The 17,268-nt window shown below is 67.6% G+C and carries 13 protein-coding genes; 8 read left to right on the plus strand and 5 right to left on the minus strand.

Features of this window, described 5'->3' with window-relative positions; all coding sequences use genetic code 11:
* Window positions 1-284: 284 nt before the first annotated feature.
* Window positions 285-665 (plus strand): DUF3011 domain-containing protein, encoded by a 381-nt coding sequence (locus tag FOF45_RS02875; RefSeq protein WP_158982514.1) that lies wholly within the window; start codon window positions 285-287, stop codon window positions 663-665.
* A 24-nt stretch (window positions 666-689) separates the two neighbouring features.
* Here the strand turns inward: FOF45_RS02875 and FOF45_RS02880 are convergent, their stop codons facing one another.
* Window positions 690-983, minus strand: coding sequence for an FmdB family zinc ribbon protein (locus tag FOF45_RS02880; RefSeq protein ID WP_158982515.1), 294 nt, complete (start codon window positions 981-983; stop codon window positions 690-692).
* A 180-nt stretch (window positions 984-1,163) separates the two neighbouring features.
* Here FOF45_RS02880 and FOF45_RS02885 point away from each other — a divergent pair, with 180 nt between their 5' ends.
* Window positions 1,164-2,078 (plus strand): PhzF family phenazine biosynthesis isomerase, encoded by a 915-nt coding sequence (locus FOF45_RS02885; RefSeq protein WP_158982516.1) that lies wholly within the window; start codon window positions 1,164-1,166, stop codon window positions 2,076-2,078.
* 15 nt (window positions 2,079-2,093) lie between these two features.
* Here the strand turns inward: FOF45_RS02885 and FOF45_RS02890 are convergent, their stop codons facing one another.
* Entirely contained in the window at window positions 2,094-3,938 is a 1,845-nt protein-coding gene (locus FOF45_RS02890; RefSeq protein WP_199244422.1) for an ABC-F family ATP-binding cassette domain-containing protein, read from the minus strand.
* A gap of 182 nt (window positions 3,939-4,120) precedes the next feature.
* Between FOF45_RS02890 and ybaL the strand changes: the two genes are divergently transcribed.
* On the plus strand, window positions 4,121-5,812 hold the full coding sequence (gene ybaL, locus FOF45_RS02895; RefSeq protein ID WP_158982517.1) for a YbaL family putative K(+) efflux transporter: 1,692 nt from the start codon (window positions 4,121-4,123) through the stop codon (window positions 5,810-5,812).
* 12 nt (window positions 5,813-5,824) lie between these two features.
* Window positions 5,825-6,475 (plus strand): YceH family protein, encoded by a 651-nt coding sequence (locus tag FOF45_RS02900; RefSeq protein WP_158982518.1) that lies wholly within the window; start codon window positions 5,825-5,827, stop codon window positions 6,473-6,475.
* 207 nt (window positions 6,476-6,682) lie between these two features.
* Here the strand turns inward: FOF45_RS02900 and clpB are convergent, their stop codons facing one another.
* Window positions 6,683-9,283, minus strand: coding sequence for an ATP-dependent chaperone ClpB (clpB, locus tag FOF45_RS02905; RefSeq protein WP_158982519.1), 2,601 nt, complete (start codon window positions 9,281-9,283; stop codon window positions 6,683-6,685).
* A gap of 138 nt (window positions 9,284-9,421) precedes the next feature.
* Between clpB and otsB the strand changes: the two genes are divergently transcribed.
* The 4 genes from otsB (at window position 9,422) to FOF45_RS02925 (ending at window position 14,893) form a co-directional block, all read left to right on the plus strand.
* Window positions 9,422-10,171 (plus strand): trehalose-phosphatase, encoded by a 750-nt coding sequence (otsB, locus tag FOF45_RS02910; RefSeq protein WP_158982520.1) that lies wholly within the window; start codon window positions 9,422-9,424, stop codon window positions 10,169-10,171.
* Between the two features lie 44 nt (window positions 10,172-10,215).
* Window positions 10,216-12,012 carry a glycoside hydrolase family 15 protein gene (locus FOF45_RS02915; protein WP_158982521.1) on the plus strand — a complete coding sequence of 599 codons (1,797 nt, stop codon included), beginning with the start codon at window positions 10,216-10,218 and terminating at the stop codon, window positions 12,010-12,012.
* A gap of 31 nt (window positions 12,013-12,043) precedes the next feature.
* Window positions 12,044-13,414: an alpha,alpha-trehalose-phosphate synthase (UDP-forming) gene (otsA, locus tag FOF45_RS02920; protein ID WP_158982522.1), complete on the plus strand. Its 1,371-nt coding sequence runs from the start codon at window positions 12,044-12,046 to the stop codon at window positions 13,412-13,414.
* A 180-nt stretch (window positions 13,415-13,594) separates the two neighbouring features.
* Window positions 13,595-14,893: an OmpA family protein gene (locus FOF45_RS02925; protein WP_158982523.1), complete on the plus strand. Its 1,299-nt coding sequence runs from the start codon at window positions 13,595-13,597 to the stop codon at window positions 14,891-14,893.
* A gap of 93 nt (window positions 14,894-14,986) precedes the next feature.
* Here FOF45_RS02925 and gloA read toward each other — a convergent pair whose 3' ends face one another.
* Together gloA and FOF45_RS02935 are read right to left on the minus strand one after the other, a co-directional pair.
* Window positions 14,987-15,517 carry a lactoylglutathione lyase gene (gene gloA / locus FOF45_RS02930; protein WP_158982524.1) on the minus strand — a complete coding sequence of 177 codons (531 nt, stop codon included), beginning with the start codon at window positions 15,515-15,517 and terminating at the stop codon, window positions 14,987-14,989.
* A gap of 54 nt (window positions 15,518-15,571) precedes the next feature.
* Entirely contained in the window at window positions 15,572-17,188 is a 1,617-nt protein-coding gene (locus FOF45_RS02935) for a SulP family inorganic anion transporter (protein ID WP_158982525.1), read from the minus strand.
* Between the last annotated feature and the right edge of the window lie 80 nt (window positions 17,189-17,268).

A 17,268-nucleotide genomic window follows, 5' to 3' on the forward strand; every position in this document is an offset into this window, starting at 1 on the left:
GCGCCCCGCCCCCTGCCCATGCGCACGACCGCGCGGGCAGACGCCGCCTTGACGGGCACGCGCCTATAAGAGCGCGAAGGGACCGCCCGATCCGCATGGCCGTCCCGCTGGAATGCCCGGAAGGGCGGCTGCGACCACGTCCGGAACCCGTCCGGAAGAAACCCGAAAAAAGTCCTCAAGTTTTCCTGCAGGCGGCCGATGCAGAGGCGAGACCCGGAAACCGGCGTTGCGCCGACCGCGGTCCCGATCTGAGTCCTGCGGCATCACGAGGAGATATCGGCACCATGACGGCACCCTTGAAGCACGCATCCTGGGGATTGAGCCTGGCCTTGCTGCTGTTGGCGGCAGGCCACAGCGAGGCGGTGCGCGCGGGGACGTCGTCGGGGCAGATGCGCGTGGGTTTGACCATCGTCGACCCGCAGCAGGCCGCCGAGCCGCTACCGGTTCCCGCCGAGCTCGATTTCCCGGCCTCGCCGCACGCATTGCTGTGCGACGCACAGGGCGGGGGTTACCGCGAATGCCGCACGCCGTTCCGCGGACCGGTCCAGCTGTCGCGCGAAACCGCCGGCACGCGCTGCGTGGAAAACCGCACCTGGGGCTGGCGCGAAGGCGCGGTCTGGGTGGATGGGGGCTGCGCCGCGGTGTTCATGCGCGCGGGCACCTGACCCCACTTACCCAATCCGGTCGATTCACGCCTTGGCCGGCGGATCGGCCTTCTTTTCCGCGGGCTTGCTCTCCGCCGGCTTGCTCTCGGCGGGCTTGGCCCCGCCGTCTCCGGCGAGATTGCGCTTCTTGTCGCCGTCCTTCTTGAAGTCGGTCTCGTACCAGCCGCCGCCGGAGAGGCGGAACTGCGGCGCGGTCACCTGGCGGCGCACCTGCGGCTCGCCGCACGCGGGGCACTGGACCGGATCGGCGTCGGACAACTTCTGCAGACGGTCGAAGGCGTGGCCGCAGGCGGCGCACTCGAAGGCGTAGATCGGCATGGCACGCGGGGGTTGCGAAGTCAGGCCGGCATTCTGGCGGCAAACCGCGCCATTTCAAGCAGCCGCCCGATCAGGCGCGTCGAGCAGGCGCGTTCAGCTGGCGCCCGACGCTCGCGACCCGCAGGATCCGACCTTCCAGCCGCGCACTACACTGCGCCCTCCCCCATCGGAGTCCGGCGCATGACCGATCTGCGCGCCTACCGCATCGACGCCTTCACCACGCAACGTGGACAGGGCAACGCCGCCGGCGTGGTCACCAACGCCCACGGACTGGACGAAGCGCACATGCAGGCGATCGCGCACCGGCTGGGATTTTCCGAAACCGCGTTCGTCCTGCCGGCACGCGCGGACGATCACGACCTGCACATCCGCTACTTCACGCCGTCGGTGGAAGTGCCGGTGTGCGGCCATGCCACGGTGGGCGCGCACTACGCGCTGGCACTCGAAGGCGCGTCGTCGGGCATGCGCCGCCAACTCACCGGCGCCGGGATCCAGCGCGTGGAAACCTCGCAACGCAACGGCGAGACGGTGGTTCGCATGCAGCAGAACCCGCCGACGTTCGCGCCGCCGCTGGCACCCGCGCTGGTGCGCGAACTCGCCGACACCCTCGGCCTTGCGGACGACGACTTCGATCCGCGCGGCCCGGTGCAGTTCGTCAGCACCGGCCACGGCAAGCTGCTGGTGCCGATCCGCAGCCGCACACGACTGCGCGCGCTGCATCCGGACATGCGCCGCCTCGCCGCACTGGACGAACGTGCGGGCACGCGCGGCTATTTCGTGTTCACCCTCGATACGGAACCCGGCGACGACGCACTCGCGCACGGCCGCATGTTCGCGCCGGGCATCGGCATCGACGAAGACCCGGTCACCGGCAACGCGAACGGCCCGCTTGGCGCGTATCTCGTGCGCCACGGATTGATCGCCATCGACGACACGCTGCTGCGTTTCCGCGCGCGCCAGCAGACGGGCGAGGGTCGCGGCGGATTCCTCGACGTGGAAGTGGACGTCGCGAACGGCGAACCGGTCGCCGTCGCGATCGAAGGTCGCGCCATGCTCGGCGAGCGCATCGCGCTGGACGCGGTCGCACCCGCCTGACGCGATGCGCGGGCGTCAGCTCCCGTCGTACAGCGCCAGCAACGCTTCTTCGGCTTCCGCGAGCTGCGCGGCGACCTGTTCGCGCTTGCGCGACAGTTCCGCCGCATCGGTGCCGCCACCGGCATAACGGTCGGGATCGGCGAGGTCCATGTCGATCGTGTGCAGTTTCGATTCCAGCTCGGCCACGCGCGCTTCGGCCTGCGAGAGCTTGTGCGCGTTGACCTTGGACGCCTTCGGCACGGGCTTCGCCGGCGCGGCGGCAACCGGCGCCTTCGGCTTGTCCGCGCTGTTGTCGCGCGCGCGCAGCCAGACCGCGTAGGCATCGAGGTCGCCGTCGAAGGGTTGCGCAACGCCGTCGGCGACGCGCCAGAAGCTGTCGCAGACAAGACCGATGAGATGTCGATCGTGGCTGACCAGCACGATGGCGCCTTCGAACACGCTCAGCGCCTCGGCCAGCGCCTCGCGCATGTCGAGGTCGAGGTGGTTGGTCGGTTCGTCGAGCAGCAGCACGTTCGGCTTGCGCCACGCGATCAGCGCCAGCGCCAGGCGCGCGCGTTCGCCACCGGAGAAGACGTCGACCTTCTCGAACGCTCGATCGCCCGGGAAGTTCCACTTGCCGAGGAAGTCGCGCAACTGCTGCGTTGCCACGCCGGGCGCGATGTCGGCCAGGTGGTCGATGGCCGTCGTGCCTTCACGCAGCGCCTCCACCGTGTGCTGCGCGAAGTAGCCGATGCGCAGGTCGGGATGGCCGCCACGTTCGCCGCTCAACAACGGCAATTCGCCGACCAGCGATTTCACCAGCGTCGATTTGCCGGCGCCGTTGGGTCCGAGCAGGGCGACGCGATCGCCGGCTTCGAGGATGAAGGCGATCTGGTGCAGCACGGTGTGGTCGCCATAGCCGCAATCGGCATGGGTAACGCGCAGCAACGCGTGCGGCAGCTTCGCCGGCGCCGGGAAATCGATGCGCAACGCACGCTCCACGCGCACCGCTTCGGTGTCGGCCATCTTGGCCAGGCGCTTGACCCGCGACTGCGCCTGCTTGGCCTTCGCCGCGCTGGCGCTGAAGCGGTCGATGAAGCTCTGCAGGTGCGCGCGCTCGGCCTGCACCTTCTCGTGCGTGATCTGCTGCAGGCGCAGGTGCTCGGCGCGCTGTCGCTCGAAGGCCGTGTAGTCGCCCGTGTAGAGCCGCGCCTTGCCGTCGTGCAGATGCAGCGTGTGGGTGGTGACTTCGTCGAGGAACTCGCGGTCGTGCGAGATCAGCAGCAGCGTGCCGGGATACTTCAGCAACCACTGCTCCAGCCACAGCACCGCGTCGAGGTCGAGGTGGTTGGTCGGTTCGTCGAGCAGCAGCAGATCGCTCGGCGTCATCAGCGCGCGCGCGAGGTTCAGGCGCACGCGCCAGCCGCCGGAGAATTCCTTGACCGCGCGTTCGTGCGTGTCCGGCGAGAAGCCCAGGCCGTGCATCAGCTTGCCGGCGCGCGCAGTGGCGTCGTAGCCGCCGAGCTCCTCCAGGCGATGGTGTGCTTCCGCCACCGCTTCCCAGTCCTCCCGCGCCATTGCGTCGCGCTCGGCGACGATGGCCGCGTGCACGGCCGCATCGCCCGACAGCACGAAATCCAGCGCAGGGTCATCCAATGCCGGCGTTTCCTGGGCGACGCTGGCGATGCGCACGCGCGTGGGCACGTCGATGTCGCCCTGGTCGGCCTCGACTTCGCCCTGGATCGCGGCGAACAACGAGGATTTGCCAGTGCCGTTGCGGCCGATCACGCCCAGGCGCCAGCCCGCATGCAGCGAGAGGTCGACGTTGGACAGCAGCAGGCGCTCGCCCCGGCGCAGGGCGAAATTGCGGAAAGAAATCACGATCGGGCCCGGAAAACGGCAAAACAGGCCGCGTAGTCTATCGGTTGTCGGTCCCTGCGCAGGCCCTGACCTGCGTTTTACGCGACCTGACGCAATCTGGCGCGACCGGCCCCCAGCCCGATCAAGGGTTGCATCGGCCACCCTCGGCCCACATCCTGAACAGGATCACCTCTGGAGAGCCGATGCATCACACGTCCCTGATCGCAATCCTGGTGGCCGGCTTCGTGCTGGCTTTCATCTTCGGCGCGTTGGCCCAGCGGCTGCGGTTGTCGCCGCTGGTGGGCTACCTGCTGGCCGGCGTCGTCGCCGGACCCTTCACACCCGGATTCGTCGGGGATCAGACGCTCGCACCGCAGTTGGCGGAGATCGGCGTCATCCTGTTGATGTTTGGCGTCGGCCTGCATTTCTCGATGCGGGATCTGCTTGCCGTGAAAGCCATCGCGCTGCCCGGCGCGGTGGCGCAGATCGCGCTGGCGACGGCACTCGGCTGGGGCATGGCGCTGCTGTTGGGCTGGTCGCACGGCGCGGGGCTGGTGTTCGGTCTGTCGCTGTCGGTCGCCAGTACCGTGGTGCTGCTGCGCGCACTGGAGGAACGGCGACTGGTGGAAACCGGGCGCGGCCGGATCGCGGTCGGCTGGCTGATCGTCGAAGACCTCGCGATGGTGCTGGCGCTGGTGCTGCTGCCTGCGCTCGCGGGCCTGCTCGGCGGCGGCGGCGAGGAAAGCAGTGCGGCCGAAGTCTGGGAGGCGTTGTTCAAGACCTTCGCCAAGGTCGGCGCGTTCGTCGCGCTGATGCTGATCGTCGGTCGTCGCGTCATCCCGTGGATCCTCGAACGCGTGGCCGGCACCGGTTCGCGCGAGCTGTTCACGCTGTGCGTGCTCGCCATCGCGCTGGGCGTGGCGTTCGGTTCGGCGGCGCTGTTCGACGTGTCGTTCGCGCTCGGTGCGTTCTTCGCCGGCATGCTGCTCAACGAATCGGAGTTCAGCCACCAGGCTGCGAACGAGACGCTGCCGCTGCGCGATGCGTTCGCGGTGCTGTTCTTCGTCTCGGTCGGCATGCTGTTCGATCCGATGATCCTGGTCGAGCGCCCGCTGCAGGTGCTGGCGACTTTCTTCATCATCGTGTTCGGCAAGTCGGTCGCGGCATACGCGATCGTGCGAGCGTTCGGCAAGCCCAATTCCACCGCGCTGCTGATCTCGGCCAGCCTGGCGCAGATCGGCGAGTTCTCCTTCATCCTCGCCGGCCTCGGCGTGAGCCTGGAAGTCCTGCCGAAAGAAGGCCAGGACCTGGTCCTGGCCGGCGCTCTGCTGTCGATCATCGTCAACCCGCTGCTGTTCGCGTGGCTCGACCGTCGCGAGGCGCGCGAGCAGGCCAATCGCGAACCGGCGCCCGAAGAGCACATCTACCCGCCGATCCCGCCGGACCTGCACGACCACGTGATCCAGATCGGCTATGGACGCGTCGGCAGCGAGCTCGGCCGCCTGTTGCGCGAGCGCGGCGTCGGCCTGGTCGTGATCGACGGCGAGGAAGACCTCGTCGCGCGGGCGCGCGCCGCCGGCATCCCGGCGATCCGCGGCAACGCCGCCAATGAGCGCGTGCTGCGCGAGGCCGCACCGGAGCGTGCGAACACGGTGATGCTCGCGATCCCGAATGCGCTGGAGGCCGGCGAGATCATCGCCAAGCTGCGCGAAATCAACCCGAAGCTGACCATCGTCGCGCGCGCCCACAGCGATGCCGAAGTGAAACACCTGCTCGATCACGGCGCGGACGGTGCGGTCATGGCCGAGCGCGAACTTGCCCACAGCCTCGCCGAGATGGTGATGGCGACGCCGACGTACCGCGGTTCGCGCCACCTGCCGCCAGCGACGGCCTGATCCGGAACCGCCATGAGCGAAAGCACTCCCGAAAGCGCCGCCCGCCTCTCCCCCATCGAAGCGCGCATCATCGCCAGCCTGGTCGAAAAGGAAGCGACCACGCCCGACGTGTATCCGTTGACGGTCAACGCGATCGTGCTGGCCTGCAACCAGAAGACCTCGCGCGAGCCGGTGATGCAGTTCGATCCCGGCGAAGTGGCGCACGCGCTGCGCCAGCTCGAAACGCGCGGCTGGGTGAAATCGCAGCACAGCGGCCGTTCCGAACGCTACGAACATCGCTTCGCCACCATGCTCGGCGTCACCCGCCCACAGGCGGCGCTGCTCGCGTTGCTGATGCTGCGCGGTCCGCAGACGGCGTACGAACTGCTCTCGCGCAGCGATCGCATGGCTCGCTTCGACGGCGCCGAAGACGTGCAGTACGCGCTGGAGCGACTGGCACAACGCGAACCGGCGCTGGTGCGCGAGTTGCCGCGCCAGAGCGGACAGCGCGAGACGCGCCATGCGCACCTGCTCAGCGGCGAACCGGCCTTGCCGCCGGCGAGCGCGGGCGCCGCAACGCCGCGCGCCGCCTCTTCCTCCGCACTGGAGGAACGCGTCGCGATGCTGGAAGCGCGCATCGCCGAGCTGGAAGCGCGGCTCGGGACGGCCGAACGAGACGCGTAGAAGACCTCGTCCCTCACGAGAAGGATGCGGCCGCCTCGCCCCTCTTCCGCCCTTCGGGCACCTTCTCCCGCGAGGGGAGAAGGGAGGAGCAACAGCAACAACAACAGCAACAATATCAGGCGGCGGCAGTGCTCCCCCTCTCCCCTTGCGGGAGAGGGACAGGCCGCCGCAGGCGGCCAGGGAGAGGGGGCACGCTACACGGCGACTTCAGTCCTTGCGGAACACCAGTTGCCCGCCGTCGGCGTCGACCCTGACCGTATCGCCGTTGGCGAACTCGCCGCCCAGGATCTTCTGCGCGAGCGGATTCTCCAGCTGCTGCTGGATCGCGCGCTTGAGCGGACGCGCGCCGTACACCGGATCGAAACCGACGTTGCCCAGCAACGTCAGCGCATCCTCGGACAGATCCAGCTTGAGGCCACGCTCGGACAGGCGCTTTTCCAGCCCACGGATCTGGATGCGCGCGATCTGGCGGATCTGCGCCTTGTCCAGCGGATGGAACACGACGATGTCGTCGAGCCGGTTGATGAACTCCGGACGGAAGTGCGTCTGCACTACGCCCATCACGGCGGCCTTCATCTGCAGGTAGGCCTGTGGCGAATCGTTGCCGGACCCGCTCCGATCGAACATTTCCTGGATCATCTGGCTGCCGAGGTTGCTCGTCATCACGATGACCGTGTTGCGGAAGTCCACCGTGCGGCCCTGGCCGTCGGTGAGGCGGCCGTCGTCGAGCACCTGCAACAGGATGTTGAACACATCCGGATGCGCCTTCTCCACTTCGTCCAGCAGGATCACGCTGTACGGACGACGACGCACGGCCTCGGTGAGATAACCGCCTTCCTCGTAGCCGACGTAGCCCGGAGGCGCGCCGACGAGTCGGCTCACCGAGTGCTTCTCCATGAACTCGCTCATGTCGATGCGCACCATCGCGTCGGATGAGTCGAACAGGAAATCGGCCAGCGCCTTGCACAGCTCGGTCTTGCCCACGCCGGTCGGGCCCAGGAACAGGAACGAACCGGACGGGCGGTTCGGGTCGGACAGGCCCGCGCGCGAACGGCGCACCGCATCGGACACGACCTTGATCGCCTCTTCCTGGCCGACCACGCGCACGTGCAGTTCGTCTTCCATGCGCAGCAGCTTCTCGCGCTCGCCTTCGAGCATCTTCGCGACCGGGATGCCGGTCCAACGCGCGACGACTTCGGCGATCTCCTCCGCCGTGACCTTGTCCTGCAGCAGCGTGAAGCCCTTGGTTTCGGCTTCCTGCGCGGCCTTGAGCTGCTTTTCCAGCTCCGGCAGGCGGCCGTACTGGATCTCGCTCATCTTCGCGAAATCCTGCCGGCGCTGCGCAGCTTCCAGTTCGAGCTTGGCCTGCTCGATCTGCTCCTTGATCTTCGTCGCGCCCTGCAGCGTGGCCTTCTCGGCCTTCCACACTTCCTCAAGGTCGTTGAACTCGCGTTCGAGCTTCGCGATCTCGGCTTCCAGGTCGGCCAGGCGCTGCTTCGATTCGGCGTCCTTCTCCTTCTTCAGCGCCTCGCGCTGGATCTTGAGCTGGATGAGGCGGCGTTCCTTTCGGTCCAGTTCTTCCGGCTTGGAGTCGATCTCCATGCGGATGCGCGAGGCCGCTTCGTCCATCAGATCGATGGCCTTGTCGGGCAACTGGCGGTCGCTGATGTAGCGGTGCGACAGCGTCGCCGCCGCGACGATCGCCGGATCGGTGATCTCCACGCCGTGGTGGACTGCGTACTTCTCCTTCAGGCCGCGCAGGATGGCGATGGTGTCCTCCACGCTCGGTTCGCCGACGAACACCTTCTGGAAGCGGCGTTCGAGTGCAGCGTCCTTCTCGATGTACTGGCGGTATTCGTCGAGCGTGGTCGCGCCGATGCAGTGCAGCTCGCCGCGCGCGAGTGCGGGCTTGAGCATGTTGCCCGCATCCATCGCGCCCTCGGCCTTGCCGGCGCCGACCATCGTGTGCAGTTCATCGATGAACAGGATGATCTGGCCTTCGTTCTTGGCCAGGTCGTTGAGCACCGCCTTGAGGCGTTCCTCGAACTCGCCGCGGAACTTCGCACCTGCGATCAGCGCGCCCATGTCGAGCGAGAGCACGCGCTTGCCGCGCAGGCCTTCGGGCACTTCCCCGTTGATGATGCGCTGGGCGAGGCCTTCGACGATCGCCGTCTTGCCCACGCCGGGTTCGCCGATCAGCACCGGGTTGTTCTTGGTGCGCCGCTGCAGCACCTGGATGGTGCGGCGGATCTCCTCGTCGCGGCCGATGACCGGATCGAGCTTGCCGTTCTCCGCACGCGCGGTGAGGTCGATGGTGTACTTCTCCAGCGCCTGGCGCTGGTCCTCGGCATTCTCGGATTGCACGCTCTCGCCTCCGCGGATCTTCTCGATCGCCGCTTCCAGTTTGCGCTTGTCGGCGCCGGCGGCCTTGAGCGCGCGTCCGAGTTCGCCGCTGTCGTCCAGTGCGGCCAGCACGAACAGCTCGCTGGCGATGAAGGCATCGCCGCGCTGCTGGGCCAGCTTGTCGGTCACGTTGAGCAGGCGCGCAAGGTCGTTGCCGACGCTGATCTGCCCGGCCTGGCCGGTAACCTTGGGCAGCTTCTCCAGCGCTTCGCCGAGGCGTTCGCGCAGCAGCGGCACGTTGACGCCGGCCTGCGCCAGCAACGGACGCGTGCTGCCGCCGCTCTGTTCGAGCAGCGCGGTCATCAGGTGCACGGGTTCGATCACGCTGTGGTCGCGGCCGATCGCGAGCGACTGCGCATCGGCCAGCGCCTGCTGGAAGCGCGAAGTCAGTTTGTCCATCCGCATGGGATTCCCTCTCGAAAGAATGGCGGCCACGTGATTACCGGCCGCAATGCGCACCAGATGCGGCCCGCGGGGCCGGGATTCAAGCGGGTTCTCGAGACGTCCACCTGATGCTGACACAGGCGTGTTCACAATGCGTGGATGCCCCTGCCATCCGCCCACCTGCCCGCTCCGCCGGCGGTCACGTCCGACTGGGCCCTGTTCCTGGACGTCGACGGCACCCTGCTCGACTTCGCCGACGCACCCGGCGACGTGGTCGTGCAGCCGGGCCTGGTCGACGTGCTCGCGGTCCTGCACGGCCGCCTCGACGGCGCACTGGCGCTGGTCAGCGGACGTAGGCTCGCGCAGCTGGATGAACTGTTCGCGCCCCTGCACCTGCCCGCCGCCGGACTGCATGGACTGGAGCGTCGCGACGACGGCCACGAGAGCCTGCATGCACGCCCGGTCGCACTCGACGCGGTGCTCGCGGCGGCGCGCTCGCTGGCGGCGAAGTTCCCCGGTGCGCGCGTGGAGGACAAGGGCGTCGCGCTCGCGCTGCACTGGCGCGGTTCACCGGCGGCGGAAGAGCCGTTGCACGAATTCGCGACGTCGGCATTGATCGATCTGCCCGGTTACCACCTGCAGCCCGGCAACCATGTCGTCGAACTTCGCCCCGACGGCGCGCACAAGGGCGAGGCGGTGCTGGAACTGATGACGCACGCGCCCTTCCACGGCCGTCGGCCGGTGTTCGTCGGCGACGACCTCACCGACGAGGCCGCCTTCAAGGCGGTCGGCAGCCACGGCGGCTTCGGCATCCTCGTCGGCGCACGACAACCCAGCGCCGCGCGCTACGCGCTGCACGATCCCGCCGCCGTGCGCGACTGGCTGGAAGAAGGCCTGTCGCTGGCGTGAGCCGCGACGCCCGATCCCGCCTTCCCAATGCAACAGGAGTACGGATGACCGCGAACAAGATCCTTCCTTCCAGCCTCGACCTGGGCCTGATCGGCAACGGCAGCGTGGCCGCGCTGGTGGATGCGCGCGCCCGCTTCGTGTGGGCGTGCGTGCCTGCGTTCGACGGCGATCCGACCTTCTGCGCACTGCTCTCGCCACGCGTGCACGAAGGCGGCGACTTCACGATCGAGCTGGAGGACTTCGCCTCTTCCGAGCAGGAATACATCACCAACACCGCGATGCTGCGCACCGTGCTCCGCGACAGTCACGGCAGTGCGGTGGAGATCGTCGACTTCGCCCCACGCTGGCACCAAAACGACCGCTTCTATCGTCCGGTGATGCTGATGCGGCGGCTGCGTCCGCTGGCCGGCACACCGCGTATCCGCATCCGCCTGCGGCCGTTGGCCGACTATGGCGCGACGCGCCCGGAGACCACCTGGGGCAGCAACCACATCCGCTACCTCGTACCGGATTTCACGCTGCGCATGACCAGCGACGTGCCGGTGCGGCTGGTGCGCGATTCACTGCCGTTCGTGCTCGATCGCGATGCCCACCTGGTACTCGGCCCGGACGAGACGCTGACCCAGTCGGTCGCCGGCTTCGTGCGCAACGCGGAGGAACAGACCCTCAACTACTGGCGCAACTGGGTGCGCAACCTGTCGATCCCACTGGAATGGCAGGAGGCGGTGATCCGCAGCGCGATCACGCTCAAGCTGTGCCAGTACGACGAGACCGGCGCGATCGTGGCCGCGATGACCACCTCGATCCCGGAAGCGCCGCACACCGTGCGCAACTGGGACTATCGCTACTGCTGGCTGCGCGATTCGGCCTTCGTGGTGCGCGCGCTCAACCGCCTCGGCGCGACGCGCACGATGGAGGAATACCTGCGCTACGTCGCCAACGTTGCGTCCACCGACGGCGGGCTGCAACCGCTGTACGGCATCGGCTACGAACGCCAGCTGGCCGAGTCGGAAGTCGAATCGCTGGCCGGCTACCGCGGCATGGGCCCGGTTCGGCGCGGCAACCTCGCCTGGCTGCAGAAGCAGCACGACGTGTACGGCAGCGTGGTACTCGCCTCGACCCAGCTGTTCTTCGACCAGCGCCTGATCCGCGTCGGCGATGCGTCGATCTTCGCCCGGCTGGAGCCGGTGGGCGAACTCGCCTATGCGCTGCACGACAAGCCCGACGCGGGCCTGTGGGAGTTCCGCGGGCGCGAGGAAGTGCATACGTATTCGAGCGTGATGTGCTGGGCGGCGTGCGACCGCCTCGCGCGCATCGCGGTGCACCTGCGCATGGCGCCGCAGGTGAAGAAGTGGCGCGAGCGCGCCGACGAGGTCCACGCACGCATCATCGCGCATGCCTACAACGAGGAACTGGGCCACTTCGTCGAGTCGCCGGACGGCAACCGTCTCGATGCTTCGCTGCTGCTGCTCGCGGACCTGGGCTTCGTACGCCCCGACGATCCGCGCTTCGTGCGCACTGTCGAGGCCATCGGCACCGGCCTCAAGCGCGGCGACGCGCTGTTCCGCTACATCGCGCCGGACGATTTCGGCGCGCCGGAAACCAGCTTCACCATCTGCACGTTCTGGTACATCGACGCACTGGCGGCGATCGGACGACAGGAAGAAGCGCGGATCCTGTTCGAACGCATCCTCGCCCGGCGCAATCCGCTCGGCTTGCTGTCGGAAGACCTGGAATTCGACGGTGGCGAAGCCTGGGGCAATTTCCCGCAGACGTACTCGCACGTGGGCCTGATCAATGCCGCGATGCGCCTGTCGCGTCCCTGGCAGGACGCAGCATGACGGTAACGGTACGGACACCGGAGGTGGCGGCATGAGCCGGCTGGTGGTGGTCTCCAATCGCGTCGCGGTGCCCGGCCTGAGCAGCGCCGGTGGCCTCGCGGTGGCGTTGCAGTCGGCGCTGGAGGAGACCGGCGGGCTGTGGTTCGGCTGGAGCGGCAAGATCGATCCGGAGGCATCCGGGCGCCTGCACGAAATAGATGCAGGCAACATCCGCTACGTCACTGTCGATCTGTCCAAGCGCGACCACGACGACTACTACAACGGGTTCGCCAACCGCACGCTCTGGCCGCTGCTGCACTTCCGCGTGGACCTGGTCGATTACAACCGCGTCACCTACGCCGCATACCGGCGCGTCAACGCGCTGTTCGCCGAGAAGCTCGCACCGATGCTGCGCGATGACGACCTCGTGTGGGTGCACGACTACCACCTCATCCCGATGGCGAAATTGCTGCGCGAGCTGGGCGTTTCGTGTCGGCTTGGGTTCTTCCTGCACGTGCCGATGCCGTCTTCCGACCTGCTCGCAGCGCTGCCGCAGCACGAGCGGTTGTTCGAAGGGCTGTCGTCGTACGACCTGATCGGCTTCCAGACCGAGCGCGACCTGGAGCGTTTCCAGGATTACGTGCGCCTGTTCGGCCGCGGCAAGGTGATCTCGCACGGCCATCTGGAAACGCGCAAGGGCGTGCGCCTGCGTGCGGGCGCGTTTCCGATCAGCATCGACACCGGACACATCGAAGCGCAGGCCGCCGCAGCGGTCGGCAAGCCCGGCGTGAAGCGTCTGGCGACGAGCCTGTCGGGCCGCGCGCTCGGCATCGGCGTCGATCGGCTCGATTACTCCAAGGGACTGCCCGAACGCTTCCGCGCGTTCGGCCGTTTCCTCAAGCGCCACCCTACGCACCGCGGCAAGCTCACTTACCTGCAGATCGCGCCGGTCTCACGCGGCGAGGTGCTCGAGTACCAGAACCTGCGCAGCGAACTGGAGCAGCTGTCCGGTCACATCAACGGCGCGCACGCCGAACCCGACTGGACGCCGGTGCGCTACGTCAATCGCAACTATCCGCACCCCACGCTCACCGGTTTCTACCGGCTGGCGCGGGTGGGCCTGGTCACGCCGCTGCGCGACGGCATGAACCTGGTGGCGAAGGAGTTCGTCGCCGCGCAGGACCCGGCCGATCCCGGCGTGCTGGTGCTGTCGACCTTCGCCGGTGCCGCGCGCGAACTCGACGCGGCGCTGCTGGTGAATCCGTACGACCTCGACGGCGTCGCCGACGCGATCGCCGCCGCGCTGGAGATGTCGCTGGAGGAACGGCGCGAACGCTGGCAGACGATGATGACGCTGCTGCGCACTCACGACATCACGGCGTGGCGGAAGGAATACCTGGCGGCGTTGCGCGATCCCGTGTAGTCGCCGGCGCGGGATCGAGCGGCCCGGGACGCCCGCGCCGCATTGGCATATGTCTTATCGCAGCAACGCACCGCGCCCGTGAGAATCCGGAGCGCTCTGGACACTCTTGTCCTGGCGCGCGCCGGTCTTTGCGACTTTCCCCCGAAGACGGAGACCGGCATCTAACCGTTGGAGGTTTCGATGTTGGATGCACTCATCCGCCAGGCGGCGGAACTCGGCATGGGCGACAAGGCGAAGCCCTTTGTCCGCTTTCTCGCGGATTCCATCTTCGATGAGAAGACCGGCGGCTTCGCCGGATTCCGTCACCGTTTCGAACAGGCCGGCCTCGGCAGCCTGCTGCAGTCCTGGATCGGCACGAAGCCGGGCGATAACGTGCTACAGCCCGATCAGTTCAGCGCCGGTTTCGGCCAGGAAGAAGGTCGCCGCATCGCGCGCCAACTCGGCGTTGCGCCCGCCGCCGTGAACATGGCCGGCGCGCAGGTCCTGCCCAAGCTCATCGGCCTGATCACCTCCGACGGTCGCGTGCCGACGTCGTTGCCCGCGCATGTGGGCGCACTCCTGCAAGGCGGCGAACGTCGCCAGGGATCGGGCTTCGCTTGGTTGAAATGGCTGGTCCTGGCCGGTCTGCTCGTCCTGTTGTTCCTGCTCCTGCGCAACTGCCATCGTTCGACGACTCCGGACGTTCCAAACGGTCCTGGAGACACCGCCTCGGCCGTGCAAACGTCCGTTGCCCAGACCGCTCCGCAGCTTCAGCTGGAAACGGCCGACGGCGGCGTCAAGGTGAGCGGCACGCTGGTCAGCGAAACGGAAAAGAGCCGCCTGTGGGATGCACTGACCGCGCAGTTCGGTGCCGACAAGGTGTCCGGCGACATCGTGCTCGACCCGCAGACGATGCCGGCCGGCTGGATGGACAAACTGATCGCCGCCCTGCCACAGCTCAAGGCTGATGGCCTCAAGTTCGGTTTCGATGGCGACAAGCTGTCGATCGATACGTCGGCCCTGCCCGAAGCGCAGCGTTTCGAGGTCAGCCAGCAGCTGCGCTCGCTGTTCGGCGGTTACGCCATCACCGGTCTGTGGGAACGCGCGACCGCCGCGCTGGCGAGCCTGAAGGCGGGCTTCAGCGCCGAGGATCTGGTGAAGGCGCTGAACCTGATGAACGTCTACTTCGACACCGGTTCCAACGCGATCACCGCCGACAGCATGGATGTCCTGCAGCGCGCCGCCGAGGCGATCAAGTCCGCGCCGTCGGGCTCGCGCATCGAAGTGGGCGGCCACAGCGACAACACCGGCAGCGCCGACATCAACCTGACCGTGAGCCAGAAGCGCGCGGACGCCGTCGTCGCCAAGCTCGTCGAGCTGGGGGTCGATCCGGCGATGCTGAGTGCGAAGGGTTACGGTCAGGACAAGCCGATCGCCGACAACACGACCGAAGAAGGCCGTGCGAAGAACCGCCGCATCGAGTTCACCGTGCTGAAGTGATCCGATCGTTCGTGGATCGCCCCACGAGGGCGATCCCGCAACGGGAAAGGCCGCGGGATCCGCGGCCTTTCCTTTTATCCGGTCGGTGGTCGATCAGACCCGCGCCGTCGGCTGCAGGATCTCCACCCAGTAGCCGTCCGGATCCTTGATGAAGGCGATGTTCTTCATGCGGCCGTCGGTGAGCCGTTTCTGGAACGCCACGCCGAGTTCCTCGAAACGCACGCACGCTGCTTCCACGTCGGGCACCGATACGCAGATATGGCCGAAGCCGCGTGGCTCGCCGTTGCCGTCGTGATAGGCGAAGGACGGATCGGACTCGGTGCCGTGGTTGTGGGTGAGTTCGAGCACGCCACGCTGGCTGAGCAGCCATTCGCCGCGCGCCGGCTCCTCGGCCGGGATCTGCGAGGGATCGTCGACGAGGACGAGGAAGTAGAGACTGAACTTCGCCTCGTCGAAGTCGCGGCGGCGCACGAGGGTGAAGCCGAGCACGCGCGTGTAGAAGTCCAGCGACTTCGCCACGTCCTTGACGCGCAGCATGGTGTGATTGAACACGAAGCCGAGGGTGGCGGCGTCGCGATCGGCGGTGACGCCGGGATTGGCGTTGAGTTCGGCTTGCAGGGACATGTTCGTCGTCACGCAGTGGGGTCGGTTATCGACATGCGGCCGGCCGCGCGCGGATCAATGCGCGGAGCCAGTGTCGGCGGGATTTCCGGCAGGATCGGCATGGCGTTGCAGCGACAACCCGGCCAGCAGCACCGCCAGCGCCACGTAGGCGCCGCAGAACTGCCACATGATGTTCTTCGCCAGCCCCTGCAGGGTCCACGGCAGGTAGATGCTGCCGCGCGGGTCCACCGAGTGGATGAAACCGAACAGGGTCAGCGCCGCGCCGACCAGCAATACCAGCGCGGCACGGCGGAAGCGCTGGTCGATCATCGCCACCAGCGCGCTCGACCAGATCATCGCGGTGATGATGAAGCCGTTGCCGAGCGTCACGATCGTCGCCAGGTCCGGCAGGCCGTGGCCATCGACACCGTTGTACAGCGCGGCGAAACGCGCCGGATCGATCCACGCCGGATTGCCGACCTTGATCACCAGCAGGTAGGCGATCGACGGTAGGAACGCCAGCGCTACCGCCAATGCATGCCGGCGCGGACTGTCGTGGAAAGCCTGCACGGTGATGTCCATGCCCACGTACACGATGATCGGCGCGAGCACCGCGATCGGCAACCACTGCACCAGTCCCGACACGTAGCCGAACACGCCACCGAGTCCGATGAACAGGCCAGTCAAGAGCGTGTAGCCCATGCGCGCGCCCATGTGCTTGTACGCGGGCTGGCCGATGTACGGCGTGGTCTGCGCGACACCGCCGCACAGGCCGGCGACGAGCGTGGAGACCGCTTCGGCGAGGAGCACATCGCGTGTGCGGTAATCATCGCCCGCGGCGCGCGCGCTCTCGCTGACGTTGATGCCGCCCACCACCATCAGCAGGCCGAACGGCAGCAGCAGCGGCAGGTACGGCACCGTGTAGGACAGGCCGTCGACGAAACCCAGCGTCGGCAGCGGCAACGTGAAACGCAGTGGTGTCGCGTCGGGAAGCTTGAAGCCCGGCGTGCCCAGACCCGCGAGGCCGAGACCGTAGTACAAAACCGTACCAACGATGAAAGCGAGCAGCACGCCCGGCATGCGGATCGGCAGCTTGCCCTTCGCCACCAGCACGTACATCAGCAAACCGAACGTGACGAAACCGACCACCGGCGAGCGCAGCGTCTCGATCAACGGAAGGAAGCCGAGCAACGCCAGCGCCGCACCGCCGATCGAGCCCAGCAACGCCGCGCGCGGCACCGCGCGCGTGATCGCGTCGCCGAAGAACGACAACACCAGCTTCAGCGTGCCCATCACCATCAGCGAGGCCATGCCGAGCTGCCACGTCGCGGTCGCGGCGGCCTGCTCATCCATGCCCTGCTGCTTGAACGCCACGAACGACGGCCCCAGCACCAGCAGCGCCATGCCGATGCTGGTCGGCGCATCCAGGCCGAGCGGCATCGCGGTCACGTCGTCGCTGCCCGTGCGCTGTGCGAGGCGGCGCGCCATCCAGGTGTAGATCAGGTTGCCGACCAGCACGCCCAGCGCAGTACCCGGGAACATCCGCGTGAACACCACCTCGGCGGGGAACTGGAAGATCCCGATCAGCGCGGCGGAGATGAAGCCGAGGATGGACAGGTTGTCCACCACCAGACCGAAAAAGCCGTTGATGTCGCCTGCGACGAACCAGCGGCGCTGCGGGGTTGCGGTCATCGACCGGTCTCCGGGAAGGAATGGGATGCGGACAGGCTGCCCGCGCAGGGCCTGAGCGTAGCGCAGCGGCGCCTGCGCAG

Origin of the sequence: Lysobacter panacisoli, from assembly GCF_009765165.1 — a bacterium.
GTDB classification, from domain to species: Bacteria; Pseudomonadota; Gammaproteobacteria; order Xanthomonadales; family Xanthomonadaceae; genus Lysobacter_J; species Lysobacter_J panacisoli.